This is a genomic window from Hypericibacter terrae, assembly GCF_008728855.1.
GTDB lineage: Bacteria > Pseudomonadota > Alphaproteobacteria > Dongiales > Dongiaceae > Hypericibacter > Hypericibacter terrae.
In genome coordinates this window covers 4,580,032-4,605,422 of record NZ_CP042906.1, presented here as the reverse complement: position 1 = coordinate 4,605,422, position 25,391 = coordinate 4,580,032, and the positions used below count along the sequence as shown (strand labels likewise).

Here is a 25,391-nt window from a genome sequence, read left to right as displayed (position 1 = left end):
GGGGTCTGGTTCGATCCGGTTCAGGCGTCCGCCGGCAGGGAGCGCTCGATGCGCGGCAGCCAGACGCCCAGGGTGAGGCCGCGCAGGGTGACGAAGAGGGTCATAGACAACCACAGGCCGTTGTTGCCCCACAAGGGGACCAGAATCCACAGGGCGACCAGCTCGCCCAGCAGCGCCAGGAGCATCCCGTTGCGCATTTCCCGGCTGCGGGTGGCGCCGATGAAGATGCCGTCGAGCTGGAAGCACCAGACCGACAAGAGCGGCATGGCGATCATCCAGGGCAGATAGGTCTTGGCGGTGCTCTGGACCAGAGCGTTCACGCTGTAAAGCTCGATCAGCCAGGGTCCCAGCAGCGCCAGGACCAGTGACGCGCCGGCCGCCAGGATCAGGGCCCAGAGCGTCGTGTCCCGGATCGCCGCTCGATAGTCCCGGCGGCTGCCGGCGCCGGTCGCGGCCCCGACCAGGGTCTGGGCGGTGTTGGCGAAGCCGTCGAGCCCGTAGGAGACGAAGGCGAAGAAGTTCATCAGGATCGCGTTGGCGGCCAGGGTCGCGTCGCCGAGCCGGGCCCCGATCGCGGTGAAGAGGGCGACGGCGAACACCAGCGACAGCGTGCGGATGAAGACATTGCCGTTGACGCGGAGCAGCGCCGTCATGCGCTCGCGCGCGAACAGCCGGCCCCGTGCCGGCCACCAGGCGAAACGATGGCCGAGCCGGAAGGCGAGGCCCAGTCCCACCGCGAGCGCCGCATATTCGGCCAGGACCGAGGCGGTCGCGACGCCGGCGACACCCCAACCGAAGCCCAGCACGAACAGGAGATCGAGCAGGATGTTGATCGAGTTCAGCGCCAGTTCGACCAGCAGCACCAGGCCGGTGCGCTGGAGTCCGAGCAGCCAGCCCAGCAGCGCATAGACGCCGAGCGTTGCCGGCGCACTCCAGACCCGGATGGTGAAATAGAGATGCGCCTGGCTCTCGACCGCCGGGCTGCCATGCAGCAGCGAGAAGGCCAGCAGGCCCGCCGGCATTTGCAGCAGCAGGATGGCGAGCCCCAGCGCGAAGGCGAGCATCAGGCTGCGATCCAGCGCGGCACCGGTCTCGATCGCGTCGCCGGCCCCTTGCGCCTGGGCGGTGAAGCCCGAGGTCGCCATCCGCAGAAAGCCGAAGCCCCAATAGAGGAAGTCGAAGATCATGGCACCCACCGCGACGCCGCCGATATAGGCGGCATCGGGCAGGCGCCCCACCACGGCGGTATCGACCGCGCCCAGGAGCGGCACGGAGAGCCCGGAGAGGATGATCGGCGCCGCCAGCCGCCAGACGCGACGATGGCGGCCGGTGGGGTCGGCACGAGATGGGGACATCAGGCTTCCGCGAGGACCGGGCGAAGAGCGGGCCGACTATAGCGGGGGCGGGGATGCGGCCGAAGCGTTGTGTTTGGTGATACTCCTCAGTTCGCTCCCCCTATTCTTTTTTCACCTCCCCCCTTGAGGGGGAGGCTGGAGTGGGGGGTAGCCACAGACTCCGTCTAAGCAATTCGGCGCCATTGCTTCGGCGATATGAAGAGGAAGCTCCCAACACCGAGCGTCTGCCACCCCCCACCCTAACCTCCCCCTCAAGGGGGGAGGGGATTCAGTATTGGTGTGGACCAGGACACATGGACGGACGCCGTCATCACGCCTCGTCCCACCCCGCGTCCATTTTCCCTGCCGACAGCCTGCGGCGGCTTGGGTAGGATCACCGCCATTCGCCACAGCCTCGCGGGATCTCCGGGTATGCCGGGAACCCGCGCATCGTCGACGGAGTTTCTGAGCCATGTCATTGCGGCGGCCTTATCTGATGTTCCTCGGGACCGCGCCCGATCAGCTCGCGGCCAAGACCGCCCAGGGCATCGTTCATTGGCGTCCGGACTGGTGCCTGGGGCAGCTGCGCCTGCCGGGCTGCAAGGCCGACCTCGGCCTCAAGGACATGACGATGGCCGAGGCCGAGAAGGCCGGGATCAAGACCGTGATCGTCGGCGTCGCCAATCGCGGCGGCCTGCTGGACGAGAGCTGGATCCCGCCGCTGGTCGAGGCGCTCGAGCGCGGCATGGATCTGGCGAGCGGGCTGCATAAGCGGCTCTCCGACGTGCCGGCGCTGAAGGCCGCAGCCGACAAGTGGGGCCGCCAGCTCGCCGATGTGCGCCATCCGACCCGCGACTTCGCGGTCGGCACCGGCAAGAAGCGCCGCGGCAAGCGGCTGCTCGCGGTCGGCACCGACTGCTCGATCGGCAAGATGTACACGACGCTGGCCCTCGAGAAGGAGATGAAGCGGCGCAACCTCAAGGCCGATTTCCGCGCCACCGGCCAGACCGGCATCTTCATCGCCGGCGACGGCGTCTCGATCGACGCGGTGGTCTCGGATTTCGTGTCCGGCGCGGTCGAATGGCTGTCGCCCGAGAACGATGCCGACCATTGGGATCTGATCGAGGGACAGGGCTCGCTGTTCCACGCTTCCTATGCCGGCGTGTCGCTGGGGCTGCTGCATGGCGCCCAGCCCGACGCGCTGGTGATGTGCCACGAGCCGACCCGTGCCCATATGCGCGGGCTGCCGCATTACAAGCTGCCCGACCTCCAGACCTGCATCGACGCCAATATCGCCGCGGCGAAGCTGACCAATCCGCATGTGAAGCTGGTCGGGTTCTCGATCAACACCTCGGCGCTCGACGCCGCGGCGGCCGACAGCTACCTCAAGGAGATCGCGGCGAAGTTCTCGCTGCCGGCGGTCGACCCGCTGCGCACCGGTGTGGGCCCCCTCGTCGACCAGCTCAGCGCCTGAGCCTCATGGCCAAGCTCGAAACCGTGGTCGAAACCTGGCCGCTCGCCGGGCGTTTCACCATCTCGCGCGGCTCGAAGACCGAGGCGCGCGTGGTGGTCGCCATGATCCAGGACGGCGGGCATGCGGGGCGCGGCGAATGCGTGCCCTATGCGCGCTATGGCGAGAGCCTCGAGAGCGTGGTGGCCGAGATCGACGCGCAGCGCTGGACCCTCGAGCGCGATCCCGATCGCGGCGCGCTGCAGCGGGGCATGAAGCCCGGCGCCGCGCGCAACGCGCTCGATTGCGCGCTGTGGGACCTGGAGGCCAAGCGCGCGGGTCGGCGTGTCTGGGATCTGGCGGGACTGCCGGCGCCCCAGGCGCTCGAGACCGCCTATACGCTCTCGCTCGGCAGTGTCGAGGAGATGGGAGCGGCGGCGCGGGCCGCTTCCGCTCGCCCGCTGCTGAAGCTGAAGCTTTCCGGCCCCGGCGATCTCGAGCGCGTGCGGGCGGTGCGCGAGGGCGCGCCCCGGGCGCGGCTCGTCGTCGATGCCAACGAGGCCTGGACGCCGGCGATCTTCACCGAGCTCAGCCCGAAGCTGCGCGACCTCGATGTCGAGCTGATCGAGCAGCCCCTGCCGGCGGGCGCCGACGACGAGCTGGCGAACCTGCCGCATCCGGTGCCGGTCTGCGCCGACGAATCCTGTCATGACCGGGCGAGCCTCGCCGGGCTCGCGAAGAAATACGAGGCCGTCAACATCAAGCTCGACAAGGCCGGCGGACTGACCGAGGCGCTGGCGCTGGCGGCCGCCGCGCGCGAGGCCGGGCTCGCGATCATGGTCGGCTGCATGGTCGGCACCTCGCTTTCCATGGCGCCGGCCTTGCTGGTCGGGCAAGGTGCGCGCTGGGTCGATCTCGACGGGCCGCTGCTGCTGGCGAAGGACCGCGTGCCGGGCCTGGATTACCATGGCAGCCTTGTGTCGCCGCCCGCGGCGGCGCTCTGGGGCTGAGATCGACGGCAGGCAGGAAGGGAACGAGCATGAGCATGACCATCGCGCAGCCGGCGCGGAAGCCGGTCCCGGTCGGGCTGCGGCTGGCCGCGCTCTTTCTGTCGGCCTTCCTCGCCGCCTGCGCCACCTCCGAGCCCGCCCCGGCGCCGACACCCCCGCCGCCCCAGAGCTGCCCCGAGAATCTCTCCGCGGCCAAGGCCAAGCTGGTGACGCCCTACGACCAGTTGGCGGCCTTCATCGGCTCCGAGCATCTGGAGCGGACCTTCACCAAGCCGGTCGACGACATGATCGCGGCCGGCGGCGGCTTCGATCATTCGATCGCCGCGGGCGAGCGCTATGTGCAGGAATACAAGAACATCCTCGCCAACGAGCAGGCCACGCGCGACGAATATCACTCGATGGGCAAGGACGACGCCTGGATCGATCTCTATCTCAGCTCGGTCCGCGACGGCATCACCATCAACCAGGCCTTCGTCGACGCCGCCCGCTGCAAACAGGCTCAAGCGCAGGCGCAGCAGCAGAACTGAACCATGTTCTTTCCTCTCCCCCTCCTGAAGGCAGGAGGGGGAGAGGAAGGATTCTTTTTGAGAATTCCGGCTTTACGATGAAGAGCGAAGCAACGTCCGCCTTAGCTCGCCTTCGCGATCTTCTCGATCGCGCCGGCGAAGCGGTCCACCTCGGCCTCGCTGTTGTAGTAATGCACCGAGGCGCGGAGCAGATCGGGGAGCTTGCGGGCGAGCGCGTCGAGCAGCGTCGATGACGGGCCCGAGGCCGAGATGTTGATATGCTGCCGGCGCAGGCCGGCGACGAGGTCGCGCGCCTCCTGTCCGGCCACGGTGAAACTGACGATGCCGCAGCGCTGCGTGCCCAGATCGCGCAAGGTCACGCCCGGAATGGCGCCGAGCCTGCTGCGGAGCGACTCCGCCAGGGGAACGATGCGCGCGGCGATCGCATGCAGGCCCCAGGCCAGCGCATAGTCGATGGCGGCCCCGAGCCCGAGCTGGCCCGCGAAATAATTCTCCCAGTTCTCGAAACGCCGGGCGTCGGGCCTGAGCTCGTAGCGGTCCGGCGCGACCCAGGTCGCACCCTGGAGATCGATGAAGGGCGGCTCCAGCCGCTCGAGCAGCGCGCGGCGCACATAGAGGAAGCCGGTGCCGCGAGGCCCGCGCAGATATTTGCGGCCCGTCGCCGAGAGCATGTCGCAGCCGATCGCATCGACATCGATCGGCAACTGCCCGACCGACTGGCAGGCATCGAGCAGGAACGGAATCCGGTGGGCGCGGGCGAGCCTGCCGATGGCCGCCGCCGGATTGACCAGCCCGCCATTGGTCGGCACATGGGTGACGGCGATGAGCTTGACCTCGGGGCCGATCATCCGCTCCAGGGCCGCGACCGAGAGCGCGCCGTCCTCGTCGCTCGGCACCACCGCCACCGCGACGCCGCGGGCCCGGGCGACCTGGAGGAAGCTGATATAGTTGCTCGCATACTCGGCTTCGCCGGTGAGGATGCGGTCGCCGGCCTCGAGCTGCAGCGAATGGAAGGCGAGCTGCCAGGCGACGGTGGCGTTCTCGACCAGCGCCACCTCGTCGCGATGGCAGTTCAGGAGCGTCGCGATCGAATCGTAGACGCGCTCATGGCGTGCCGCCGCCATCGCGGCGGCCTCGTAGCCGCCGATCTCGGCCTCGAGATGGAGATGCTCGATGACGGTTTCGAGCACGGGGGCGGGCATCAGCCCCGCGCCCGCATTGTTGAAATGAAGCAGGCGCGCAACCGCCGGCGTATCGGCCCGGGCCCTGGCGAGATCGATGGACATGGCGCGACGCTAGGGCGAAGCGCGCGCGGGCGCAAGCTCGCGCGCCCGATGACGCGAGGCACAAATTCTTACGGGCCCGCTTTGTCTTTCTTCTGCCCCTCGATCTCATGCCGCTCCCCTCTTCCTAAACCCCTCCCCCCTTGAGGGGGAGGTTAGGGTGGGGGGTACTCGTAGAGCGCGGTCGGTATCGGCCTGGCTCCGATCTGCCTTAGACGCGAAGCGATCGGGAGAACGAAGAAGAGCTTTGTCAAAGTGAGTCCGGCATCCACCCCCACCCCAGCCTCCCCCTCAAGGGGGGAGGGGAAGAAAGGGAAGGGAAGAAGGGAAATAACGCGGCCGAATGCGCGTCTATCGCGAGAGCGGCCGCGCCTATTCGTTGAACGCCGCGATCAGCGCCGCAACCGGGCCGGCATGGCGGAAGGCGAGGTTCTCGATGCGGCCTTCCTTGGCGGCGACCAGCTCGTCGCGCACCTGCGTGCGCTGGTCCTTCTGCTCCTGGCGCCAGGCGGCGAACACCTTGGAACGGTAGACCGCGAAATAGGCCGGCGTGCGGGAATGGTAGCTGCCGACCGCCTTGATCCAGGAATGGAGCTCGTCCTTCAGCGCCTTCAGGAACTGCGCCGCATAGGCGACGTTTTGGGCCGGATCGAAGGCGTCCTCGATGCTGTCGAAGGCATCGGCGTGATACATGAGATTCACCTGCATGCAGCCGACATCGATGCTCTTCACGCCGCGCTTGCGCAGCTTCTTCACCTCGGCGATGGCCGCGGCCTTAGTCGGCAAATAGCGCCCCTGTCCCTCGGCCATCACGGTCCAGGGCCAGGCAATTCTTGCCGTGCCCTCGGGCGAGGTGCGGCCGGATTCGATCTTGGAAATGGCATGGAGCAGGAGGCTCGGGATCTGCTCAGCCGCCTCGATCTTGCTGATCTCCGTCGAGCAGAGCTTCCAGTCGTCGGAGGGCAGGCCGGCCGTGTCGGCCGGGCTGTCAGGCGCGGTTTCGGCCGCGGTATCGGGAGCGGTGGGAGCCTGGCTGGCGGCGGCGGGACGCGTGAGCACCGCCAAGGCGAGCATCAGGCTCAGCGCAACGGCGCTCCTCCAGGCGGTCCGGCGGTCGGCGGTGGGCGCTGGCATCGCAGTCCTCGGTCGTCCGTTTCGTCGGGTCCCCCAAGGGGCCTCGGCGAAGGCAGAGCAAGAGCTATGCCAGAAATGGGTTTCCAGCCCGTCAACGCGGCCGGGGCCTCCCCAAACCCTTGGAAGAAAGCATTTCTGTTGCACCGCACAATCAAATCTATGTGTGCGTCCGAACGTCGCATCTCATGGGAAATCAACACATTATTTTCACAATTCGACCATTGATTTCCAGGCCGCCCGGGGGCATATGTTGCGTTGCGAGATAAGGCTGTCCTGTCCCCCTGACAGCGCCTTTTCTCGCATGAACGCCTCATGGGCGTTTCCTCCCAGAACTTGGGCCGTGCGAACCGCACGGCCCTTTTTTTGGGGTTTTGGCCGGGCCGCCCTGGCAGGGCTGTGGGCAGAGAGGGGCGACGGGAAGCGGGACAGCCCGCCTAGCGCACCGGCGGGGTGTCGTCGCCACCGCCCAGCGCCAGCTGCATGATCACGGCATCGACCCAGCGGCCGAGCTTGAAGCCCACCGCGCGCAACACCGCCTGGCGGCTGAAGCCGAGGGTCTCATGCATATGGATCGAGGCGCTGTTGGCGGAATCGCCGATGACCGCCACCATCTGGCGCATGCCGAGCACGGTCGCGCGCCGGATGACCTCGCGCATGGCGGCGCGGCCGAAGCCCTGGCCGACGGCGTCGGGCGCGACATAGACCGAATCCTCGACCGTGAAGCGATAGGCCGAGCGCGGCCGGAAGCTGTTGCAATAGGCATAGCCCTTGACCAAGCCGTCGCGCTCCGCCGCGACATAGGGAAAGCCCCGCGCCTGGATCTCCTCGCGCCGGCGGTTCATCTCGGCCAGATCGGGCGGCACCTCCTCGAAGGTGCCAACGCTGTTCAGCACATGATGGGCATAGATCGCCTGCAGCACCGGCATGTCCTCGGGCCGCGCATCGCGCACCAGGATGGAGGGCGAGGGAACCGTCTCGACGCCGCTCATGCCGCGAAGGCCGTCCGCTCGAGCTGGGCGAGTTGCGCGATCAGCTGGCCGATCGCACGCTGGAGGCCGGCGAAGCCGGGGCGCCGTTCGTAAGTGGCTTCGTTCATGTAGAGCGCGCGATTGACCTCGATCTGCAGCGTGTGGACTCCCTCGGCGGGACGTCCGTAATGCTGGGTCACGTAGCCGCCGGCATAGGGCGCGTTGCGCTCGACGCGGAAGCCGTCGGCCTGGAGGATCGCTTCGACGCGATCGGTGAGCGCCGGCGCGCAGGACCGGCCATGGCAGTCGCCCAGCACGAAATCGAGCCGCCGGTCGCCGGCATCGCGCTCCATCGGCCCGCCGACCGACGGCATCGAGTGGCAATCGATCAGCAGGACGTGCCCGAAGCGCCGGCGCGAGGCCGCCAGCAAATCCTCGAGCGCCGCGTGATAGGGATACCAGTAGCGGTCGAGCCGGGCCTCGGCCTCGGCCAGCGGCAATTTCCGCGCATAGATCTCCTCGCCGCTCGCCACCACCCGCGCGATGCTGCCGAGGCCGGCCGCGACCCGCGGCGAGTTGGTGTTCGCATTGGCGGGCAGCGGATCGGAGAACATCGCCGGATCGAGTTCGAGGGCTTCGCGGTTGGGGTCGACGAAGACGCGCGGGAACAGCGCGCGCAGCAAAGGCGCGCCATGCTCCGCTGCGGCCGCGAACAGCTCGTCCACGTAAGAGTCCTCGGAGCGGCGCAGGGTCAGCGGATCGAGCCGCGACAGGGCGAGGAACTCCGCCGGATAATCGCGACCGCTATGCGGCGAGGAGAACACGAGCGGCACGGTCTGCGCGCCTGGCGCCATGATCTCGATCACGGCCTCGCCGGACTTCCGATGGGCGGGAAGCGGGCTGGCCGGCTTGGCGCTCGCGGGTGCGGGTTTCATAGACTGTGATTTAGTCGAAAAATCCGCCGCCTGCCATGGTTTGCGTGGGCGCTCCCGACAGGGTTCGCCGGACGTCCGCTCGCAGGTACGGTCGGGGTCTGGCCGCCCGCCGGGATGGCTGATGGCGTCCTCCGAGCCCAGCCCGCGCGCTGGCCGCCTCGCGCCCTGGGCCAATTTGCCGCAATCGCCGAAAACTCGGGCAATCGCCCGAAAAGGAGCACAGCTCAAGGGGTTGGCCACTCATGACCGGGATATGCTAACCATTGCTTCAGGCTTGGTGCCTATCCTGGACAACCCCGATCCCGGGGGTTGGAGTTCCAATGGCGCGCATTCTGTTGGCCGAAGATGACGATTCGCTGCGCGAGTTTCTCGCGAAGGCCCTGCGCCGTGCGGGCCATTGGGTCGAGGCCGCACCCGATGGCAGCGAGGCGGAGTCGAAGCTCGACGGCAATGTCTTCGACCTGCTGCTGGCCGACGTCGTCATGCCCGGCATCGACGGCATCGAGCTGGCGCGCCGCGCCTCGGCGCGCGACCCCGAATTGAAGGTGCTGTTCATCACCGGCTTCGCCGCCGTGGCCCTGCGCCAGCGCGACGGGCTGCCGGGGGCGCCCCGCGTCCTGTCCAAGCCGTTCCATCTGCGCGATCTGGTGGCCGAGGTCGATTCGATTCTTGCGGCTTGAGGCCTTGCGGCCTCGGGGGCCTCGCCGCCTGAGGCCGTTCGCGGCCTCCTCCCCGGGACTTGCCAAGCGGGCCCGGGGGATGGTAATGCCACGCCTCTTTTCCGGGGTCGGACCTCGATCCCGCCGGACCGCACAGGTGAAAGCCTTCGGCCCGGACGGCTCCGGACAGTGAATGGGCGCGTAGCTCAGCGGGAGAGCACTACCTTGACATGGTAGGGGTCACAGGTTCAATCCCTGTCGCGCCCACCACTTTTCTCTCAAAAGTTCATTTACTTTATCTGGCGTGAGCATCGAGATCGGTGCTGGCGTTTACCGTGGTGCACGTAAATGGCGGATCATGACAGCCGCCGCGATTTTGGCCAACGCAACGCTATGGCATTTGTCATGGGGTTCTCTTTTTTAGCCAGTGTCCTGTTGCAACAAAAGACTTTAGATCTTCCAAGGAGCGCATCGCATCGCGGTAGTACCCGCTACTTGGAGTGATACGATCGATCTCCGATGGGTCTGGCTTGAAGCCGTTAATGGATCGCCATTTTGGCGACTTTACAGAGTGTCGTTTGGGAAACAGCTCTGGCGGCACCTTATCGCGAAAATCTTCATCACCGAGTGAATCAAGAATCGACAATCGCTCTTTACGTTCTTTGGATGCTCGAATCAGGAATTCAAGGAAGAACTTTAGTTCTGATGCGTGCTTGCCGAGGTCGCCCTCTTTTACGGCTATACCGATCTTCTCGATAACGCCGGTCTCCCCAGCAAGCCAATGAAGGTGGCTATTGCTCCATCCTCGCCTCCGTCTACGTATGACGGACGCAAGTGTAAGCCAGAGGCGCGCTCGGCCATACTTAGCGACCAACTCCACAGTTGGATGTCGATAAAACGCCTTCCCATACTCTCTACAGGCGTCTGCGGACCAAAGGAGCCAATTACCGGACGTATAAGCACCTGGAGATTCTATGACATAACGGCCCATAACTTCCTCGTCCGCGATAAACGGATCGAGGTCGAGGCTTTTGAAACCACCAGTAGATAGGAGCCATCGGTCGAGCCACGTGGCTGCTTCTTTTCTGTGAGTGGTTTTGACGTGAAATCGTACGATTGCGTTCCGATAGCGTACATTGGAAATAAAGCCGCGCCGCAAAGCATTTTCGGCTTGAAGTGAGTGATTTAGTACAAATCGACGCTGAGAAGCGGTGGGCTTAGCCTGAAGCTGGGCTTGATAATCTTTGAGACGCTGGCGCCAATATTGCCCAAGCAGACTGCCTGCGCCTCTTGTCGCAAGAATCTGCTCCATCATCTGTACTCTGCTTGTTACGCCCCTCCCCAGGACAGCACTCCTGATATGATTTCGGGCGATGAGCTCGGTAAAACGCTCAATCCAGTCGGCGATCCGTCGGGTTAGGCATTCGACTTGATCGTAACGCTCAAGATCGCCGAGTGCTTTCCGGGCTGTAAGTGCCGTTCTGATAACATGCGATATGGATTCTTCTTGAAAAATTTGTCTTCTTTGCTCCCATTTTAGGATCTGTGAGATATCGAGTTCCAGTGCAAAGCTCGCGTAGATATCTTCGGCAAGAATATCTTCCGCGATGTCAATTGCCGCGACCAACAGCAATGTATCGAAGTCGGTCGGGGTATGCGGATATTCGATCACATTACCAGGCCACCATGATTCGCGAGAAAACTCATGATTGGCTGTAATTGAACTCGCTTGATCAGAAATCTGCCTTCGAAGAATGGCATCGTGAATTCTTCTATAGGCTAAATTCAACTGTATCATGCCCTCATCTGTGCCGCCCGTATCGGGGTGCAGAACCAAAGCCGCTTTGCGATAACGAGTTTTTATTTCCTCGATCGTGGCGGGCACGTCAGGCCCGAAATATCTATCGAAATGTTTCCATTCGCTACGAAGCTGCGTGCCAAGGCTACCGGTCTTGTTCATTGTTGGTACGGGACGCCCAAACGCTCTATAGATTTGCAGGCGGATCTTTCGATCAATACTGAGGAAGTCAGCGAGCGCCTTGAGTACGGTTGGGGTAAAGTCTCGTTTGCGAGTTGTGATCCCGATTCCTCGAAAGAAAAATAGTTTTTCCTTGAGATCGAAAAACTCAGTTACAGCCTTGTCTGACAGCAGATTTGTTAGCGTATATCTACCCTTCTCAATAACGAGCGCATTTCCGAGTTGAGTTATTTTTCGTTCCAAGTGCGTCTATTCCTTTCATGTCGCGTGATGCACCCGCGGGTTATCGCAGTGTCGAAGTTGCGCGAGGCGATGGCGGATCGCACCATTCGCGTCAAAGCGCCACTTGGCGCAAGCATGCCGTTCGGGCGGAATCTAGCAACACTGATTTTGCTGCTATCTTCAACGCCAAGAGCTTGACGTGCAGCGTTTGGTTACACCGTCTCGATCAGCGCCACGCCGTCCGGGCCGCCATCGGTGCAGGTGCTGACGATCGCGCGCTCGCCTGCGGGGTGCTGTGACAGTTCCTTGATGGCCTGGCTCAGGATCCGGGCGCCGGTCGCGCCGACCGGAATCACGAGATCGTCGAAGGAGCTGCGCTCCCAGCCCGCGCCCGAGCGCTTATGGCTTTCGAGCGCCCCTTGATCCTGCGCGGCGGCCGATCTGCCAATCCTTGGCCGTGATCTCGGTACGCTCGCCCGTGCTGCCCATGCGCCACGTCCAGCAGGAAATCAGCCATGATCTAAGGGATACCCTTCAGCCACGAGATAGCGACGATGCAGTTTCGCCTTAAACAGCAGCGGCGGGCCATTTTCGGAATTGGCCGGACACCATGCTTCTCTGACCCATAGCCAGTCGCCGGGCTTCACCTTCTGCCAGAGCGACGGCTAATGCCGGGCGTCGTCGTAGGGCTTGTGGGCACCCTTTGGGCAGCGCTGCCAAACCAACCATTTCGTCTTGGTCTTGCGGCCACCGATCAGCGCGCGGACCGTCGGCGCCGAGAAGATGGTCGGGATGTCGGTCATGCCGTTAACCCTTTAGCGGCACAGCCAATCCGACGCCGGTTGTCGCCTTCAATCAGGGCGGGCATCATGTCGCTGGGATTGAAACCGGGGGGAATCACTATGACCGACGAGGTCAGGACGCAGGCGGACCACAAGCGTGAGATGATGATACGACAGGAAAGAACTGAACACGATTGGCGCCTCTACGAGGCGAAGATCGCGATGTACGTTGCACATAACACGGCGATCATTGATTTTGCCGGCATGGCGATAAAGGGCATCATTCTGGCTAACAGCGCAGCTGCAGGTGCAGTTCTCATCTTTGTCGGGCCGTTTTGGGGCAAACCAGGGTATGAGAAACTGACCGAAGGCGCTCTCGCCGGCGTTTCTACCTTTGCACAAGGTATTTTGGCGGCCATCATCTGCGCGATGCTGAGTTACATCACCCAGCAGTTCTATAGCGGTGCGGACATGCGCGACGGCGACACATTGAAGAAGCGATTTCGCTGGGTTGGTGGGTTTTTCCACGTGCTCGCGTTGATTGCTGCCGTCGCTGGTGTGCTCAGCTTTGCCGTGGGAGCTTGCGATGGGTTGAGAGCGCTCGAAGCAACGCGACTCTTTCAGCCAGCTCCCTGATCCTGGAACGCGCGCATGCTTCACATCGTTTGCACCGTGCTGGATTGGCTCGGTGCGGGGCTTACTTGGATCACAAGCCGCGAAGATCTCGCAGCCTGGGTCCAGGCGATCGGAACTTTGATCGCCATTGCCGTCGCGATTGCGGTGCCCTGGTGGCAGCACGCAAAGGAACTGGACAACCGTAAGGTCGAGACTCGACTCAAAGCGCGTAGTTTGGCGATCGCTATCTATCCAGCGCTGGCAGGTATCAGAGACACACTGCGGCGCGTGAATCACAACTTGCAACAACTCCAGGGGCAGCAGATTTCTCCGGCTCAGCTTCGTGAAGCGATTCCGGCTTTGATTGTAGTTGTGCCTTCTGTTCTCAATGGGAGTGTGCACCAAATTTATTTGCTGGGAGACGAACCTGCGAGCGCCGTACAAGCGTTGGTCGGGCGAGTGGATCGATACAATTTAGAGCTCGAGAGGATTCGTGACCGCATTGCCGCGAATCAGTCGCCTCACAGCGCGATGGCGATCAATTCCGTTAGCGAGGCAATCGAGGCCTTTGAGGGCATGGCGGAGGAAGCGATTGCAGCGGTCGCACCCATCCATGATGGCAAGCTGCCGACGTAACGCCTTAGGAGGTCACGTCTCTAACAGATTAGCATTGGCTAAATCCCGCGACCTTAGCGCGAAAGAGCCACCGCAGCTATCCGCGAATCTATGCCGCCTCGATTAGCGCCACCGCGCCCTGGCCGCCATCGGTGCAGATGCTGACGATGGCGCGCTCGCCCGCGGGATGTTTTGACAGTTCCTTGACGGCTTGGCTCAGGATCCGCGCGCCAGTGGCGCCGAAGGGATGGCCGATGGCGACGCTGCCGCCGTTGGGATTGAGGCGCTCGCGCGGGAAGGCGCCGAACTTGGGCTCGACGCCGGCCTTGGTCTTGAGGAACTCGGGGCTCTCGAGCGCCTTGAGATGGAACAGGAGCTGCGCCGCGAAGGCCTCGTGGATTTCCCAGAGATGGATGTCGGCATAGATAAGCCCGTGGCGCGCCAGCAGCCGCGGGATGGCGAAGGCCGGCGCCATCAACAGCCCCTCGACGCGGAAATCGACCGAGGTGATCTCCCAGTCGATCAGCTTCGCTTTCGGGGTGCCGGGTGGCAGTTTGGCGAGGCCCCTTTCCGACGCGACCCAGAGGCCCGCGGCGCCGTCAGTGAGCGGCGAGGAATTGCCCGCGGTGAGGCTGCCCTTCCCGCTGGTCCGGTCGAAGGCCGGCGACAGCCTGGCGAGCTTCTCGAGCGAGGTTTCCTTGCGCGGGATGGTGTCGCGCTTGACCGCACCCACTGGAATGACGAGATCGTCGAAGAAGCCGCGCTCCCAGCCCGCGACCGAGCGTTTGTGGCTTTCGAGCGCCCAGAGATCCTGGTCGGCGCGGCCGATCTGCCACTCCTTGGCGGTGATCTCGGTATGCTCGCCCATGCTCAGGCCCGTGGTGCGGTTGGCGATGCCCGGGATATAGAGCCGCACATCGCCGAGCTTGAGATCGGTCAGATGCGAAATCTTCTGGCCCAGCGAGCGCGCCTGCTGGAACTGGCGCATCCAGTCCGAGAGTTTCTGGCCGAGGCCGAACTGGATCCGGCTGAGGCTGTCGACGCCGCCCACCAGCGCCAGGTTGCGGCCGCGGCCATCGATCATGCCGGCCGCCTCGAAGGCGCCGATCATGCTGGTGGCGCAGGCCATGATGGTCGAGAAGGCGGGGATGGTCGGCGGCAGGCCGGCATCCATCAGCACCTCGCGCGCGAGATTGCTCCAGGTGAGGTTCGGCACGACCGCGCCCCAGACCGTGAAATCCGGCAAGGCACCGCCGAGCTGGGCGACCATATGCTTGACCACGGGCACCGAGAGCCCGATCGCGTCGAGCGAGGCGAGCGCGCCGTCGACCTTCGAGAAGGGGGTGCGAACGCCGGCGGCGAGCCAGACATCGGGGCTGGAAGAGCTGCGCATGATCTTTCCCGTGGGGTCAGGATGAAACGATGAGAAGGGATCCGGAGCCGAAGGCTCGCGCCGTCGCCGCTTGTTGTCCATAGCGTTCGGTCCGGATGGGCGAGGGGGCCATACCCGCCGTGACCGGGAATCGGCGCCGCGGATGAAGATTCGCGATGAAACCGTCCCTGGCTAGAATGAAACGGCTTTCTCGGCCGGCGCCTGGAGCATCAAGTCAATGCGCCTCGCCGCCGCTGCCGACCTGGGCCTTCTTCAGGAAGGGGATGGTGAGCAGCGCCAGGACCAGGATCGCGCCCTGCAGATAGAAGGCGTCGCTGTAGCCCATGATAGAGGCCTGCTGATGCACGTCGCGGCCGACGGCGACGACGGCGTTCTGCCACGCGACCGCGCGATCGGAGATGCCGTGGGCGAGGAAATACTGGGTCAGATCCGCCAGGCGCTGGCGCGTGGCGGGATCGAACAGCGAGACCGCGCTGGTGATGATCTCCGAATGGAACTTCTCGCGGTTGGTCAGGAAGGTCTGCAGCAGGGCGATGCCGATGGCGCCGCCGAGATTGCGGGTCATGTTGAAGATGGCCGAGGCCGAACCGGCGAACTGGCGCTCGATCCCGCCGACGGCGATCGCGGACAGGGGTGCCAGCGAGATGGCCTGGCCGATCGCGCGCACCACGTTGGGCAGCAGCAGCTCGGGTCCGGCGACGTCGGTCGTCAGATGGATGTTGATGAAGTTGCTGCCGGCGAAGAGCGCCAGCCCGATCCCGACCAGCAGGCGGGCATCGATCCATTTGGTCAGCTTCGGCACCAGCGGAATCAGCAGGAGCTGGGGCAGCCCGACCCAGGCCAGGACCTCGCCGATTTGCTCGGCATTGTAGCCCTGCAACTGCGAGAGATAGAGCGAGAGCACGAAGACCGAGCCGTAGAGCACCATGCCCACCAGCATGGTGGCGAGCGTCGCCAGCCCGAAATTGCGCCGCAGCAGCAGGCGCAGATGGAGCAGCGGCTTCTTGACGGTGAGCTCGATCCAGAGGAAGGCCGAGAGCGCGATCGCGGCGACCACCGAGAGCCGGAGGATGAAGGTCGAGCCGAACCAGTCGTCCTTGTTGCCTTCCTCGAGCACGGTCTGGAGCGCGCCCAACCCGATCGCCATGGTGGCGACGCCGAGCCAGTCGCCCTGCTTGAGCAGCCCGAGCTGCATCGGTTCGCGTTCGAGCGAGAACCAGAGCATCGCCAGCATCACGACGCCCGGCACCAGATTGACGTAGAAGATGTAGTGCCAGCCGAAATTCTCGTTGAGATAGCCGCCGATGGTGGGGCCGATCGCCGGCGCGAACACCGCCGAGACGGCGAACAGCGCCATGCCGATCGGCTGTTTCGAGCGCGGCAGCATGGTGATGATGATGGTGAAGGCCATCGGGATCAGCACCCCGCCGGCGAAGCCCTGGAGCGCCCGCAGCACGATCATCTGCCCCAGGTTCTGCGCCATGGCGCAGGCGGCCGAGAACAGCAGAAACAGGAAGGTGTTGGTCAGCAGGTAGGTGCGGGTCGAAAACACCCGCGAGAGCCAGCCGCTGAGCGGGATGACGATGATCTCGGCGATCAGATAGGCGGTGGAGATCCAGCCGCCATCGTCGATCCCGGCGCCGATCGCACCCTGCACGTCGGCCAGCGCCGAGTTCACGACCTGGATGTTGAGAACGGCCAGGAAAGCGCCGAGCGCCGAGCCGATGACGGCGAGCCAGGTCTTGGTCGAGACCTTCGGCTCGGCGTTCTCGTTGCTGGCGGGCAGGGGCCGAGGGATCGCCGGGGCGATCCGGCGGAAGGACGGGAGGGGTTCGACGGCTGACATGACGCGGGTTCCGACGCCCGAGCCGATCAGGGCTCGGCCACCGGTGGCTCGACCCGTTCGGCGACCTGCGCCCGCGACTGAGCCTCGGCCATCACCGTCGCCTTGGTGTCGATCGAGGCCTCGACCGACATGCCGACGCGCAGCAGACCGACCAGCGGATCGTTGCTATCGAGCACGATCTTCACGGGGATGCGCTGCACGATCTTGGTGAAGTTGCCGGTGGCGTTGTCGGGCGGGAGCAGGCTGAATTCGAGGCCGCTCGCCGGCGCCAGGCTGTCGATGCGGCCATGAATGAGGGCGCCTGGGAAGCTGTCGACCTCGATGGTCGCGGGCTGCCCGTCGCGCATCTCGGTCAGCTGGGTCTCCTTGAAATTCGCCACGACATAGCTGGCCTGCAGCGGGACCAGCGCCATGAGCTGCGTGCCGGCCTGGACATATTGCCCCGTGCGCAGGCTGCGCGCGCCGACCACGCCGTCGATGGGCGCGGTGATGGTGGTGTAGGAGAGATTGAGCGTCGCCTGCTGCGCGACCGCCTGATTGTGGGCGAGCTGGGCGTCGGCCTCGCTGCGCTGGGTCTTCAGGACCTCGATCTGCTTCTGGGCGGCGACCAGCGCCGCGCGGTCATGCTGCAGCAGGGCCGTCTGCTGCTGCAGGTCGGCATTCGCCAGCTGGGCCCGCTGTACCGTGCCGTAGCCGGTCTTCATCAGGTCCTGATAGCGCGAATGGTCCTGCTTGGCGAACGTGACGCCGGCCTCGGCCGAGGCGATGTCGGCGCTCGCCTGGTCGACGGTCGCTTCCTGCAGGGCGAGCTGCGCGTCGATATTGCGGATCGAGGCCTCGGCCGCCTCGACATCCGCCTGGGCCTGGGCGAGCGCGGTGCTGAAATCGCGGTCGTCGATCTTCGCCAGCACCTGGCCCGTCTTGACCGGCTGGTTGTCGTCCACCATCACCTCGGCGATGTAGCCGGAGACCTTCGGTGCGATGATGGTGTAATCCGCCTGCACATAGGCGTCGTTCGTGCTCTCCAGGAAGCGGCCGGTGGTCCAGTAGCCGTAGCCATAAACCCCGCCCGCGACCAGGAGCCCCGCCACCCCGGCGCCGATGGCGCCGCGCCGGATCAGGCGCTTGAGTGACGGTTTTGTCATCCTCATGGTCGTCACCATTCGGAACAGGGCGCCGGGGCAGGGCCGGCCGTCGCGCCGTGCCGGCGCTGTCCCACCACCCAGCTCATCCGGGCCAAAAGGCAGCGCAGCGCCGATTCCTTTACATGGTCGCCCGACATCACCAGCTTGGTGGCCGGATCTTCCAGCAACTCATCCAGGGACGGTTCGGTGCTCCACTCGCTCATGACAATCTCCCTGCCATTCCCGTCATTCGTTAAATACGCTACGGTACGTATCTAAACAGAAAATGTGGCAAAACAAGGCAGGACAGCGTTGCAAAAAACGCAACGCACCGTATCCTATTTAAGGAGCGTGAGGAGAAGGAGACCCTGATGTCGAATCTCGCCGAAGACCGCGGACCGGGCCGCCCGCGCTGCCAGGACACCCGCCAGTCCATCCTTCGCGCCGCCTACGAGATGTTCGAGGAGGGCGAGGACCAGCCCTTCACCATCGAGGCCGTCGCCCGGCGCTCGGGGGCCGCCAAGACCACGATCTATCGCTGGTGGCCGAGCAAGGGCGCGCTGGTGATCGAGGCCTTTCTCGCGATCGCCGAGAAGCGCAGCGCTTTTCCGGAGACCGAATCGGCCGTCGCCGATCTGCGGATGCAGGTGAAGCTCCTGGCCAGGCTGCTGCGCGGCCGGGCGGGGCGGCTCGTCGCCGGCATCATCGCCGAGGCGCAGAGCGATCCGGAGACCAAGAAGGCCTTCATCGACGGTTATCTCAAGCCGAGGCGCCTGTCGGCCGCCCGGCTGATCGAGCGCGGTATGGCCAATGGCGAATTGCGCCCCGGCCTCGACGTGGAGACCGTCTGCGACGCGCTCTATGGCCCGCTCTATCTGCGGCTGATCCTGAAGAGCGGGCTGGGCGACGACGGCGCGATCAACAGCCTCGTCGATATCGTTCTCGACGGCATCCGGGCGAGTCCGATCCGGCAATAGGTTTCGGAGCGGGGTGGGGCGCCGGCCGCTCCCCGCCCTATTGTACCAGGACAGGCTTCGACGGAGCCCACCCCTGCGCCCTGGCGCGGCGAAGGCGATTGTCACTACACTCGGGCTTCGGTCCCACCCGCTCGAAGTGTCGCCATGATCCCCATCACCCTGCCGGCCTGGATCTACGCCAATGACGAGTTCTTCGCACTCGAGTGCGAGGCGATCTTTCGCAGGACCTGGCAGCTGGTCGGCCATGTGAACGAGCTGAAGCAGCCGGGGGATTTCCTGCGCTTCGATCTCTTGGGCGAAAGCGCCATCGTGCTCCGCGACAAACAGGGCCGGCTGCAGGCCTTCCACAATGTCTGCCGCCATCGCGCCTTCCGGCTGCTCGAGGGCGACCAGGGCAATTGCGGGCGCGCGGTGCGCTGCCGCTATCACGGTTTCCTCTACGATCTCGACGGCCGGCTGATGGGCGTGCCGAGCGAGGACAGCTTCCCGGGCCTCGACAAGAGCGAGTACGGGCTGCGGCCGGTCGAGATGGAAATCTTTCTGGGCCTGGTCTTCATCCGCTTCGGTGGCGACGGCCCCTCGATCGCCGAGCAGTTCGAGCCCTATCGCGAGGCGCTGGGCTTCTACCGCATCGCCGAGATGGAACCGTTGGGACCGCACAGCCATACGCCGATCGCCGCCGACTGGAAGGTCGCGGTCGAGAACAACTCCGAGGCCTATCATGTGCCGGTGGGCCATCCCGGCCTGCAGCGGCTTTACGGGACCACCTATCGCTATGAGGTGAAGCCGCTCGGCGTCTCGCATGGCGGCGGCCGCCTGATCGACCGCCCGTCGCCCAGCTGGAGCGAACGCCATTACCTGAAGCTGCTGCCGCCGGTCGAGCATCTGCCGGAGGATCGCCGGCGCGCCTGGCTCTATTACAGCATGTTCCCCAGCCTCGCCTTCGACATCTATCCCGACCAGATCGATTACTTTCAGATCCTGCCGCTGTCGCCGGGTCGCTGCATCGCGCGCTCGCGGGCCTATGCGCTGCCGGATGCGCGGCGCGAAATGAAGGCGGCGCGCTGGCTCAACCAGCGCATCAACCGTCTGGTTGGCGCCGAGGACAAGGGCCTGGTGGAAGGCGTGCAGGCGGGGCTGGGCTCCAGCGGCTATCGCAGCGGAATCCTCTCGGCCAAGGAAGTCCGGGTGCAGCAGTTCCAGTCCATGATCCGCGCGGCGATCCCGGTCGCGGGCCAGGAGACGGCGCCCGAGGCCGGCAGCGTCGCGCGGCGGAATCGCGAGCTCAAAGCCACACAAACCGTACGTGAATCTCGCCCGGAACTGTCTGTTCGCGCGTAAATTCGGCGCCACCTCCCGACCCCTTAATCTGCCATTCACCTTCCTGGCGTTGGATCGGCCTTGCGGACACCGATCGGGTTTCCGCAACAGGACCGGTGTGCTCTGCCGGCGCTCCGTCGACCAGGCCGCGCGAGGACCATGGCACGTCTCTGGGGTAACATCGCCTCGATGCTCGGGATCGGCGGGCAGCCCGCGACGGCTGGCGCCCTGCCGGCGGGCGAGGCTGCGCCGGCGGACCCGGTGCTCGCCGCCGGCGATCTGCTTCCAAGCCAGAGCCAGGCCGCCACCGACGACGCGTCGGCCGCCGTCGAAGCCTTTACGCGCGTCGAATTCGGCCAGCGCCTCACCACGCTCGCGAGCTATGGCAGCGCCATCTCCGCCGGCCGGGTCAAGCTGATCAATCTCGACGAACTGAAACGCGAGTTCGGTCCGCGCTGGCACGAGATCGCCGACCGCGTCGCGGTCACGATCGCGTCCGTCCTGAAGACCAGGCTGGGGCCGCGCGACGCCTTCATCCGGCTCGACGAAGCGCATTTCGTGCTGCTGTTCGGCACGCATGACGGCGAGCGGGCGGCCGCGGTCTGCAGCCTCATCGCCGCGGAGATCAAGCAGAAGCTCTTCGGCGTCGAGCGCGATCTGGGAGCGATGAAGCTGGCGACCGCCACGGTGCGGGTCGACGGCAGCGTCACGCTCGATCCGATCGACCCGCTCGCCACCCTGACCTCGATGCTGGATGCGGCACCGGCCGTGACGGAGCATGGCCATGCCTCCGAAACCGCCGCGCCGAAGGCCCGGCCGGATCCCGAATGGCGCGAGGTGCGGCTGCCGCGCGACCTTGCGGCCGGCGAGGGGCCGCGCAGCGTGCCGATCAAGATCAGTCCGCGCGCGCTCAACGATCTCATCAAGACACTGGGCGCCACGGTCGGCGATTGGCAGCAGGCGGGGCCGACTGCCGAACACGTGATCTTCGACGGCGCCGAGATGCAGCGCCAGATCGCCGAGAGCGCCCGCCGGCAGGAAACCCTGCGCCAGATCGAGGCGGCCGCCAGCGGCATGACCGTTCCCGTCGCGGCGCCTTTCGGCACGCCCGGCGGATCGGAGCGCGACCTGATCGTGTCGCAATTGCGGGGTGCCACCTTCCGCTATCAGCCGATCTGGCATCGCGAAACCCAGGCGATCACCTCCTACGGACTCAATCTCCGCTTCCTGGTGGACCAGGCGCAGCTCTCGGTGAACGAACTGATGGCCTGGGAGGACGATCCCGAGGTGGTGGTCGCGGTCGATCTGCTAGTGGCGAAGAAGGCCTTGGCCGACCTGGCATCCATGTTGCGCCAGGGCACCAAGGCGATCCTCTCCCTGCCGATCCATCGCGCGGTCCTGGATCTGCCGGTGGCTCGCGCGCAGCTGCTGGCGCTGCTGACGGCGGCGCCGGTGCCGATGCGCCAGCTCATCCTGCTCGACATTCTCGATGCCTATGCCGGCGATTGGGCAATGCTGCCGGCGCTGGTCGCGGGCCTGCGGCGCGCGAGCCGCGAGGTCGTGCTGCGGCTGCCGCTCGATCACACCGATTTCAGCCGCGTGCTGGCCGCGGGCGCCCGCACGGTCGGCGGCGATCTGCGCGAGCATGCCTGGCCGCATGCGCGGGCGATGCGGGGCCTCGCCGATTTCGGCAAGGCCGCGCGCTCGGCCGGCCTCAAATGCTATGTGCTGGGGATCAACACGCAACCGCTCGCCATCGCCGCGATCGCGGCCGGCTTCGACTATCTGGCGGGCAACGCGGTCTCGCCGGAAATCCCGGAGCCGGTCGGCGTGGTCCCGCTCGACGCCGCGCATGTCTCGCGCGGCGCTTCCGCCAATCGCAGCCTGAAGCGCTGACTCCGTCGATCTCCTCCCCCTTGAGGGGGAGGGTCAGGGAGGGGGACGTCTCGGTAGGAGATATCGCGTAGATCGGTGAGACGGCGGCTTCACGGACCGAGCAGCCCCCTCCCTCGCCCTCCCCCGTTCCGGGGGAGGGGATGTCTTATCGCCAGCCTCACTCCGCCGCCGCGGCCGTCTTGCGCATCGCCTCGCGGGGCAGGCGCACCGGGAAGCGCTCGCGGATCGAATCGTCCACGGCCATCGAGATATGCGCCGGGAAATGGTTCGTGAGGATCTGGCGCGTCTTGCGGATCGCGCGATCGACGATCCCCGGGCGACCCTGCTCGACCCATTCCTTGGGCGTGGTGCGGTCGCCGACCAGCGGATAGACATATTCCGTCTGCATCAGCCGCAGGGTCTGATCGGCCCCGAGATAATGGCCCGGGCCCTCGAGGCAGGTCTGGCGGATGGTCTCCATCGCGATCGATTCGTCGGTGACCTCGATGCCTTTGATCGTGCGCTGCACGGCGCCGATGATGTCGTTGTCGATCAGCAGGCTCTCCAGGCAATAGCCCAAGAGGCTGGCATGCATGCCGGCCGACTCGTAAATGAGGTTGGCGCCGGCATTGCCGACCAGCGCGTGGTTATAGGCCTTCTCGTAACCGGCCTGGGCATCCGGAATTTTCGAGTCCGTCATGCCCGAGGCGGTGCCGGCGGTCAGGTCGTAGAACTGGCCCATCTGCGCGGCTCCGGCCGAGAGCAGCGCCTGTTCCGGGCTGCCGCCCGACATGGCGCCGGTGCGCAGGTCCGAGACGAAGCACCAGGTGCCGAAGATCGCGGGCGCGCCCGGCTTGATCGCGTTGACATAGACGAGACCGGCCAGTACCTCGGCCACTTCCTGCACGATGGCGCCGGCGAGCGAGGCGGGCGCCGTCGCGCCGGCCTGGCCGGCGGAGAGCAGCAGCACCGGCATGCCGCCGCGCACGGCAACCTCCAGGCAGCGGCAGGCATCGGCCGCGAATTTCAGCGGCGGCACGACGAAACAGTTCGACTGGCTGACGAACGGGCGCTCGCGCCACTTGTCCTCGCCGCCCGCAATCGCATGCAGCATCTGCAGCGACGCTTCGAGCTGCTCGGGCGCCACCCAGCTGGTGCCGACATGCTTGGTGGTGCCGAAGACGCTGGCATAGCAGGTGTTGAAATCCATCTCGAACGGATCGGTCAGCTCGCGGCAGACGATCGCGCGCTGGAAGAAATGGATATGGTCCAGCGTGTCGACGATGCGCGCGATGTCGTAGAGATCCTTCGTCGTGGACTCGCGATAGTCGCCGGTGATCGGATCGACGATATGGACGGCGGCGCCGGCGGTGCCGAAATAGACCTTGCTGCCCCAGGGCTCCATGTCGTAGCGCGGATCCTGCGCATAGAGCGGGAACTTGCGCGCGGCCTTGGCGAGCGTGTCTTCGATGAGGGCGCGCGGGAAGGTCAGGCGGCCATTGCTCTGAAGTTTCGCGCCGACCTTGGTCATGACCTCGATGCCGCTCGGGATCGCATCGGCCATGCCGATATTCTCGAGCACGTCGAGCGCGGCGTGATGGATCTTCTGGATGTCGGCGTCGGTCAGCGGCTTGTAGCGGCCGCCTTCGAGACCCGGCCAGACCGGACGCTGATTGTCCGCCAGGGGGGCTGCCCGCATCGCGCGCCGCGCCTCGCGGCCGCCGCGCCGTCCCGCTCTCGATTCCGTCTCGCTCATGATCGCTCTCTCGCTCCTGGGGCGGCGGGTCCTCCCGAGTTCCCTCGAGACCCGCGCAAACATAAAGGGCAGCCCGAGACCGGGGCGCCCTTGTCAGATGATCGTTCGGGTCTGCTTCAGTTTTGTGGTTCCAAGCCTGCGAAGCCCCGTCCTCGGGGGCCGGCCTCGATCTCGCTCTGGATCATGGGGCTTTGCGCCCAGGGCGACAAACGACTAAAGTTCGCTCTTAGACCAAGACTGGCTAATAGGTCATTTATTCATGGTGAAAAAACTACCGCCGCTCAATTGGTTACGAACTTTCGAGGTCGCCGCGACGACGATGAGTTTCACCGCAGCGGCGCGCGAGCTCGGCATCACCCAATCGGCCGTCAGCCAGCAGGTCAGGCTGCTCGAAAGCCATCTCGGGCGGCCTCTGTTCCACCGCCTGCCCCGGGGCTTGCGTCTGACCGAGGCCGGCGACGCGCTGCTGCCCCTGCTTGGCGACGCCTTCACCCAGATCGCCAACGGCACGGCCGAGATCTTCGGCGATCTGGCGCGCGTTCGGCTGATGGTGCGCGCCACGACGAGCTTCGCCGCCCTCTGGCTGGTGCCGCGGCTCGCACGGTTTCGGGCGCGCCATCCCGATATCGAATTCCGACTGACCAGCTCGATCTGGGCGGCCGACTATCCGGACCCGGCGGTCGATCTCGAGATCCGCTACGGCACCGGGCGCTGGTCGGGGCTGAAGTCCGACCGGATCACCTGGGACGAGCTCTTCCCGGTCTGCAGTCCGGATTGGGCGAATGGCCCGCAGCGGATGACGCGGCCCGAGGATCTGGGGCGCCGCACCTTGCTCCATGTGTTCGGCTTTCGCGACGGCTGGCCGGAATGGCTGGCCAAGGCGGGCCTGACCGACAAGATCGACGGGGCCAGCGGTCTCGAGTTCGATCTGGGGCTGGCTGCGCTCGATCTGGCCGAGCGCGGCGTCGGCGTGGCGCTGGGCCGGACCTGCTATGCCGCCGAGCGCATCGCCGCCGGCCGGCTGATCGAGCCGTTCCGCATCAGATTGCCGACCGACGAAGCCTTCTATCTGGTCTCGGCCGAAGGCCGCCCCTCGACCGCCGCCGCGGTCGCCTTCCGGACCTGGGTGCTGGAAGAAGCCGCGACGGCGCGCCGTCAGGGCTGATCCTCTTCGAGTTCCCGGTTATCGGTATCGCGGCGGCCCTGCTTGATCTCTTCGCGGGCACGGGCGGCGAGCACGGCATAGCGCTTGCGCAGATGCGACAGTTCCTCGTCGTTCAACTCCTCGATGTCCAGGAGTGCGTTGTGCGCACCCTCGACCGCCCGGATCAGCTCGTCGAGCTTGAGCTGCACCGCATGCGAGTCGCGGTTCTGCGTGTTCTGGATCAGGAACACCATCAGGAAGGTCACGATGGTGGTTCCGGTGTTGATGACCAGCTGCCAGGTGTCGGACCAGGCGAAGACCGGGCCCGTGACCGCCCAGACGACGATGACCGAGCAGGCCGTCATGAAGGCTGCAGGATGGCCCGAAGCCCGCGCGGTCCAATTGGCGAAGCTGCCGAAGCGGCTGTTGCGGTAGTGCATGGGA

The 25,391-nt window shown here is 65.5% G+C and carries 24 protein-coding genes and 1 tRNA gene; 11 read left to right on the top strand and 14 right to left on the bottom strand.

The window, feature by feature from the left end; genetic code table 11:
- Window positions 1–20 precede the first annotated feature (20 nt).
- Window positions 21–1,355 (bottom strand): MATE family efflux transporter, encoded by a 1,335-nt coding sequence (locus tag FRZ44_RS21170; RefSeq protein WP_151179044.1) that lies wholly within the window; start codon window positions 1,353–1,355, stop codon window positions 21–23.
- A 451-nt stretch (window positions 1,356–1,806) separates the two neighbouring features.
- On the opposite strand from FRZ44_RS21170, the gene dgcN reads away from it, so the two are divergent.
- The 3 genes from dgcN to FRZ44_RS21155 are packed head-to-tail and all read left to right on the top strand — an operon-like array spanning window position 1,807 to window position 4,321.
- The gene (gene dgcN, locus FRZ44_RS21165; RefSeq protein ID WP_151179043.1) at window positions 1,807–2,808 is read left to right on the top strand and encodes an N-acetyltransferase DgcN; all 1,002 of its coding nucleotides are present in this window, start codon (window positions 1,807–1,809) and stop codon (window positions 2,806–2,808) included.
- Between the two features lie 5 nt (window positions 2,809–2,813).
- Window positions 2,814–3,794, top strand: coding sequence for an N-acetyl-D-Glu racemase DgcA (gene dgcA, locus FRZ44_RS21160; protein WP_151179042.1), 981 nt, complete (start codon window positions 2,814–2,816; stop codon window positions 3,792–3,794).
- Between the two features lie 29 nt (window positions 3,795–3,823).
- The gene (locus tag FRZ44_RS21155) at window positions 3,824–4,321 is read left to right on the top strand and encodes a hypothetical protein (protein WP_151179041.1); all 498 of its coding nucleotides are present in this window, start codon (window positions 3,824–3,826) and stop codon (window positions 4,319–4,321) included.
- A gap of 101 nt (window positions 4,322–4,422) precedes the next feature.
- On the opposite strand, the gene FRZ44_RS21150 is transcribed toward FRZ44_RS21155, so the two are convergent.
- The 4 genes from FRZ44_RS21150 to FRZ44_RS21135 all read right to left on the bottom strand — a co-directional run bounded on the left by FRZ44_RS21150 (window position 4,423) and on the right by FRZ44_RS21135 (window position 8,641).
- The gene (locus tag FRZ44_RS21150) at window positions 4,423–5,607 is read right to left on the bottom strand and encodes an aminotransferase class V-fold PLP-dependent enzyme (protein WP_151179040.1); all 1,185 of its coding nucleotides are present in this window, start codon (window positions 5,605–5,607) and stop codon (window positions 4,423–4,425) included.
- Window positions 5,608–5,976: 369 nt separating this feature from the next.
- Window positions 5,977–6,738, bottom strand: a complete 762-nt coding sequence (locus tag FRZ44_RS21145; RefSeq protein ID WP_225308382.1) for a lytic transglycosylase domain-containing protein — start codon at window positions 6,736–6,738, stop codon at window positions 5,977–5,979.
- 434 nt (window positions 6,739–7,172) lie between these two features.
- A complete protein-coding gene (locus FRZ44_RS21140) occupies window positions 7,173–7,727 on the bottom strand; it encodes a GNAT family N-acetyltransferase (RefSeq protein WP_151179039.1) in 555 nt (184 codons plus the stop codon).
- Entirely contained in the window at window positions 7,724–8,641 is a 918-nt protein-coding gene (locus FRZ44_RS21135) for an N-formylglutamate amidohydrolase (RefSeq protein ID WP_151179038.1), read from the bottom strand. The genes FRZ44_RS21140 and FRZ44_RS21135 overlap by 4 nt, the downstream gene beginning before the upstream one ends.
- A gap of 320 nt (window positions 8,642–8,961) precedes the next feature.
- On the opposite strand from FRZ44_RS21135, the gene FRZ44_RS21130 reads away from it, so the two are divergent.
- Entirely contained in the window at window positions 8,962–9,321 is a 360-nt protein-coding gene (locus FRZ44_RS21130) for a response regulator (protein WP_151179037.1), read from the top strand.
- A gap of 174 nt (window positions 9,322–9,495) precedes the next feature.
- A tRNA-Val gene (locus FRZ44_RS21125) sits at window positions 9,496–9,570 on the top strand.
- A gap of 133 nt (window positions 9,571–9,703) precedes the next feature.
- Here FRZ44_RS21125 and FRZ44_RS21120 read toward each other — a convergent pair.
- The 3 genes from FRZ44_RS21120 to FRZ44_RS27115 all read right to left on the bottom strand — a co-directional run bounded on the left by FRZ44_RS21120 (window position 9,704) and on the right by FRZ44_RS27115 (window position 12,303).
- The gene (locus tag FRZ44_RS21120) at window positions 9,704–11,521 is read right to left on the bottom strand and encodes a J domain-containing protein (protein WP_151179036.1); all 1,818 of its coding nucleotides are present in this window, start codon (window positions 11,519–11,521) and stop codon (window positions 9,704–9,706) included.
- A 191-nt stretch (window positions 11,522–11,712) separates the two neighbouring features.
- Entirely contained in the window at window positions 11,713–11,856 is a 144-nt protein-coding gene (locus tag FRZ44_RS27380; RefSeq protein WP_225308381.1) for a hypothetical protein, read from the bottom strand.
- Between the two features lie 309 nt (window positions 11,857–12,165).
- Window positions 12,166–12,303, bottom strand: coding sequence for a hypothetical protein (locus tag FRZ44_RS27115; protein ID WP_191908224.1), 138 nt, complete (start codon window positions 12,301–12,303; stop codon window positions 12,166–12,168).
- 99 nt (window positions 12,304–12,402) lie between these two features.
- Here FRZ44_RS27115 and FRZ44_RS21110 point away from each other — a divergent pair, with 99 nt between their 5' ends.
- Together FRZ44_RS21110 and FRZ44_RS21105 are read left to right on the top strand one after the other, a co-directional pair.
- Window positions 12,403–12,918, top strand: coding sequence for a hypothetical protein (locus FRZ44_RS21110; RefSeq protein WP_151179034.1), 516 nt, complete (start codon window positions 12,403–12,405; stop codon window positions 12,916–12,918).
- A 15-nt stretch (window positions 12,919–12,933) separates the two neighbouring features.
- A complete protein-coding gene (locus FRZ44_RS21105) occupies window positions 12,934–13,533 on the top strand; it encodes a hypothetical protein (RefSeq protein ID WP_151179033.1) in 600 nt (199 codons plus the stop codon).
- An 88-nt stretch (window positions 13,534–13,621) separates the two neighbouring features.
- Here FRZ44_RS21105 and FRZ44_RS21100 read toward each other — a convergent pair whose 3' ends face one another.
- The 4 genes from FRZ44_RS21100 to FRZ44_RS21085 form a co-directional block, all read right to left on the bottom strand.
- Window positions 13,622–14,905, bottom strand: a complete 1,284-nt coding sequence (locus tag FRZ44_RS21100; RefSeq protein ID WP_151179032.1) for an acetyl-CoA C-acyltransferase — start codon at window positions 14,903–14,905, stop codon at window positions 13,622–13,624.
- A 214-nt stretch (window positions 14,906–15,119) separates the two neighbouring features.
- On the bottom strand, window positions 15,120–16,751 hold the full coding sequence (locus FRZ44_RS21095; protein ID WP_151179031.1) for an MDR family MFS transporter: 1,632 nt from the start codon (window positions 16,749–16,751) through the stop codon (window positions 15,120–15,122).
- 26 nt (window positions 16,752–16,777) lie between these two features.
- Entirely contained in the window at window positions 16,778–17,896 is a 1,119-nt protein-coding gene (locus FRZ44_RS21090; protein WP_225308380.1) for an HlyD family secretion protein, read from the bottom strand.
- Window positions 17,897–17,907: 11 nt separating this feature from the next.
- Window positions 17,908–18,099 (bottom strand): hypothetical protein, encoded by a 192-nt coding sequence (locus FRZ44_RS21085; protein ID WP_151179029.1) that lies wholly within the window; start codon window positions 18,097–18,099, stop codon window positions 17,908–17,910.
- A 147-nt stretch (window positions 18,100–18,246) separates the two neighbouring features.
- Between FRZ44_RS21085 and FRZ44_RS21080 the strand changes: the two genes are divergently transcribed.
- The 3 genes from FRZ44_RS21080 to FRZ44_RS21070 all read left to right on the top strand — a co-directional run bounded on the left by FRZ44_RS21080 (window position 18,247) and on the right by FRZ44_RS21070 (window position 22,068).
- Window positions 18,247–18,852, top strand: coding sequence for a TetR/AcrR family transcriptional regulator (locus FRZ44_RS21080; RefSeq protein ID WP_151179028.1), 606 nt, complete (start codon window positions 18,247–18,249; stop codon window positions 18,850–18,852).
- A gap of 144 nt (window positions 18,853–18,996) precedes the next feature.
- The gene (locus tag FRZ44_RS21075) at window positions 18,997–20,193 is read left to right on the top strand and encodes an aromatic ring-hydroxylating oxygenase subunit alpha (RefSeq protein WP_151179027.1); all 1,197 of its coding nucleotides are present in this window, start codon (window positions 18,997–18,999) and stop codon (window positions 20,191–20,193) included.
- 138 nt (window positions 20,194–20,331) lie between these two features.
- Complete coding sequence (locus FRZ44_RS21070; RefSeq protein WP_151179026.1) at window positions 20,332–22,068, top strand: nucleotidyl cyclase domain-containing protein; 1,737 nt, start codon at window positions 20,332–20,334, stop codon at window positions 22,066–22,068.
- A gap of 157 nt (window positions 22,069–22,225) precedes the next feature.
- On the opposite strand, the gene FRZ44_RS21065 is transcribed toward FRZ44_RS21070, so the two are convergent.
- Window positions 22,226–23,803: a trimethylamine methyltransferase family protein gene (locus tag FRZ44_RS21065; protein ID WP_151179025.1), complete on the bottom strand. Its 1,578-nt coding sequence runs from the start codon at window positions 23,801–23,803 to the stop codon at window positions 22,226–22,228.
- A gap of 319 nt (window positions 23,804–24,122) precedes the next feature.
- On the opposite strand from FRZ44_RS21065, the gene FRZ44_RS21060 reads away from it, so the two are divergent.
- Window positions 24,123–24,968 carry a LysR substrate-binding domain-containing protein gene (locus FRZ44_RS21060; protein ID WP_407658013.1) on the top strand — a complete coding sequence of 282 codons (846 nt, stop codon included), beginning with the start codon at window positions 24,123–24,125 and terminating at the stop codon, window positions 24,966–24,968.
- Here FRZ44_RS21060 and FRZ44_RS21055 read toward each other — a convergent pair.
- Window positions 24,959–25,387, bottom strand: coding sequence for a low affinity iron permease family protein (locus FRZ44_RS21055; protein ID WP_151179023.1), 429 nt, complete (start codon window positions 25,385–25,387; stop codon window positions 24,959–24,961). The two genes, FRZ44_RS21060 and FRZ44_RS21055, sit on opposite strands and share 10 nt — an antisense overlap.
- Window positions 25,388–25,391 lie beyond the last annotated feature (4 nt).